The sequence below is a fragment of the Variovorax sp. ZS18.2.2 genome (assembly GCF_024701975.1).
Lineage (GTDB): Bacteria > Pseudomonadota > Gammaproteobacteria > Burkholderiales > Burkholderiaceae_C > Variovorax.
This window is the reverse complement of sequence record NZ_JANLNM010000021.1, coordinates 1-3131: the sequence shown is the minus strand read 5'-3', so window position 1 is coordinate 3131 and position 3131 is coordinate 1. Positions and strand designations below refer to the sequence as shown.

Annotated in this window: 2 protein-coding genes; both read left to right on the top strand. The window is 63.0% G+C overall.

All coding sequences use genetic code 11. The features are described from left to right. Positions 1-2720: hypothetical protein (locus NU688_RS33820; RefSeq protein ID WP_374684727.1), on the top strand; the 2720-nt coding region annotated here is incomplete at its 5' end. Positions 2721-2767: 47 nt separating this feature from the next. Next, positions 2768-3131 (top strand): hypothetical protein (locus tag NU688_RS33815; protein WP_257865355.1); only part of this gene is annotated, 364 nt, incomplete at its 3' end.

Genomic DNA, 3131 nt, shown 5'->3' with positions numbered 1-3131 from the left:
ACACCACAGGCGTCTACGAGAGCGACTTCCAGGCCCCTCCGGCGGCGGTGCTGCCGCCGGTGATCCAGTTCATCCCAGATCGCGTGACCAAGGTCGGCCAGCAGGTGTCGTTCCTGGTGGAAGCGTCGAGTCCGCAGGGCACACCGGTCACGCTGGTGGCGGCCCCTCTGCCCACGGGTGCGAGCTTCACGGCGCAGCCGGCCGATCCAAAGAGTCCGACGGTGGCGCGTGCCTCGTTCAGCTGGACGCCGGGCACGGGTTCGGTGGGCAACTATCTCATCAACTACACGGCCACAGACGGCACGCTGAGCGCCAGCCGCGCGGCGAGCATCAGGGTGGAGAGCGACGTGCCGCCGCCAGGCCCGGGCACGCCGACCATCGACAGCCCACCCTCGGGGGCACAGGTCAAGGCTGCGCGTCCGACCCTGCAGGTCTTGACCTCGACAGATGCCAAGGACCCCACCACCAAGGTGCAGTTCGAGATCTATGCCGACGAGGCGATGTCCAAACTGGTTGACTCGGGCCTGGTGGACAAGGCCGCCAACGGCCCGGGGAACGGCGCTGGCCCCGTGGCGCAGCCCACGGGCTGGCAGGTGGGCAAAGACCTGAACGACAACACCATGTACTGGTGGCGTGCTCGCGCGTTCAACGGAACAACGACGTACAGCAGCTGGGTGAACGGTCGGCTTTTCGTCAACATATTCAACGATCCGCCGGACAGCTTCAATCTCGCGTCGCCTGCTGCAGATGCTGCGGTAAGAACCTTCACTCCAACGCTCAGCTGGACCAACAGCACCGACAAGGACGGCGATGCGATCACCTACGGCGTCTTTGTGTTCGCCCCGTGGCGTGGTGATGGGGGGGACGGGAGCGGCTGCATCATGCTCTCGGGTTGGCGTGAAGTGGATTACCACATACGGGTGGTCGCGCTGGTGGAGGGCCTCCCGCAAACCCCAGGCGGCACAACCTCGTGGACAGTGCCCAGCCCTCTTCCCGAGGGGCGATATGGCTGGTGCGTGATCGCCAAGGACGCTGCGGGCGCAATCACCGCCACACTGACACGCAGTTTCGTGACCAAGCAGGCGAACTACGTTCCCTCCGTGCCGGTGGTGTCGTCGCCTCCGGTCGGCGGGCAGAGCGCGACGCCCGTCACCAAGTTGACGGTAGTCAACAGCGCCGACAGCGATGGTGACCCGATCACCTATGTGTTCGAGATCGATTCGGTCAACACCTTCGATTCGGCCGACAGGCGTATCTCCGCGGCGACGGCGCAAGACAAATCAGGCAGCACCAGCTGGACACCGCCAAGCCTTGTGGAGAACAAGCGCTATTGGTGGCGGGTGAAAGCGAGCGACGGCAAGTCGGAGTCGGCGTGGATGGTCAGCAGTTTCCTGATGAACGAGCGTAACGATGCGCCACCTGTACCGACAGTCAAGAATCCGGGCAACAGCGCGCTGGCATCCACCTACCCCACGCTGTCGGTGAACCCGGTGGAGGACCCGGAGGGCGAAGCTGTGCGCTATGAGTTCGAGGTGTACAGCGATGTGGCGCTCACGCAGCGCATCACCAGCAACGTGTCGAATACCTCGTCGTTGCTTGTCGGCACCGCCCTGACCGACAAGGCCAAGTACTGGTGGCGTGTGCGCGCCATCGATGCATCGAACCTTGCCAGCGGATGGAGCAGTGCGTCGATGTTCCAGGCCAGCGCGCAGTTCTACGAGAGTCCGACCATCGAATTGACGGCGCCGACGACGATCGGCGTTCCCGAGGCGGTCATGGTTGCCGAGGTCCAGCGCAAGCAAGTCAAGGTGCACTGGGAGGGCCTGAACCCCAGCATTGATCGGACGGTGGCTCTTTACTACAGCGCGTCGAAAACGGGGTTCAATGGACAGCTGATCGTCGAAGGCCTGCTTCAGAAGGCGAACGCTCTCACCGGCGACTACATCTGGGACGTCACCGAGTTGGGCGTAGGGGCCTACTATGTTTACGCAGTGATCTCCGATGGACAAGGCCTTGCGCGTGCCTATGCGCCCGGTGCCGTGGTCATCACGCCCGAGAAGCAAGCCAATGCAATCTCCCCGAGAGCTTGGGGCAGTCCGGGCATGTGGCTCCTGAGCTTCTGGGTGAACAAGAATCCGACTTCCGAGGTGATTTTTCCGTTGGTGTCATCCAAGCCACGGATCGCCAACGCATTGCCCGCTGCAATCGCCTTCCAGCGGGGTGAGGCATGGGACGTCATCAAGGGTGCGCAAATCATCACGCGCGCGAATTGCGCGGCCGACGGCGACACTTCCTTCGAGATCACGATCGGCAAGGCAGTCTCGCTGGACCCGGAATTCATGGGCATGAGCGTCACGGTGCCTTACGCTGCCGATCCCGGACTTGCCGGCACGACTTCGTCCGTCACGGACAACCCCAAGCTGTGGATCTGCAGCCCCACGATCGTGAGCGAAAAGAGCATCGATGCACGCATCACGGAATATGAACTTCGTTTCGAACTCACGAATACCGGAGCGCCCATTTCCGGCGTGAATGCGAAGCTGGTCCAGCAGCAAGGCAGCGGCTACACCGTGGACGCCACGCGCAATACCTTGAAGTTCGGTGCCGTGGGTTCGCAGGACGTGGGCAAGACGACGGGCGTGGTCGTTGTTCGCGCCAGCAAGTCACCCATCGCGTCCGACGTGAAGTTTCAATGGACGGTGACTCCCGCAAGCCCATGAAAAAAATCGTGTCGACGCTGCATCTGGCGTTACGAATCTGCGCAGGCGTGACAGTCATGCTCGCCCTGGCGATGCCCGCCGTCGCCCAGGAAACCGTCTGCGCCAGCGTCAAGATCCAGATCAAGCAGCAGCTCACCCTGGAGCGCCAGGCCTTCGACGCCGAGATGAAGATCAACAACACCACCGACAGTGGCGTGATCTCCAACGTCTCGGTGGTGGTCAAGGTCATGGAGGAGAACGGCACGCCCGTCTCCGTCACCGAAGACCCCAACGCCAGCGGCGCGAAGTTCTTCATCCGCGTCTCCAACAAGCAGGGCATTGCGGACGTCACCGGCACCGGCACCATCAGCCCGGCCACCTCTGCCGTCATCAACTGGCTGATCATCCCGGCCCCCGGCTCGGCAGGCCTCA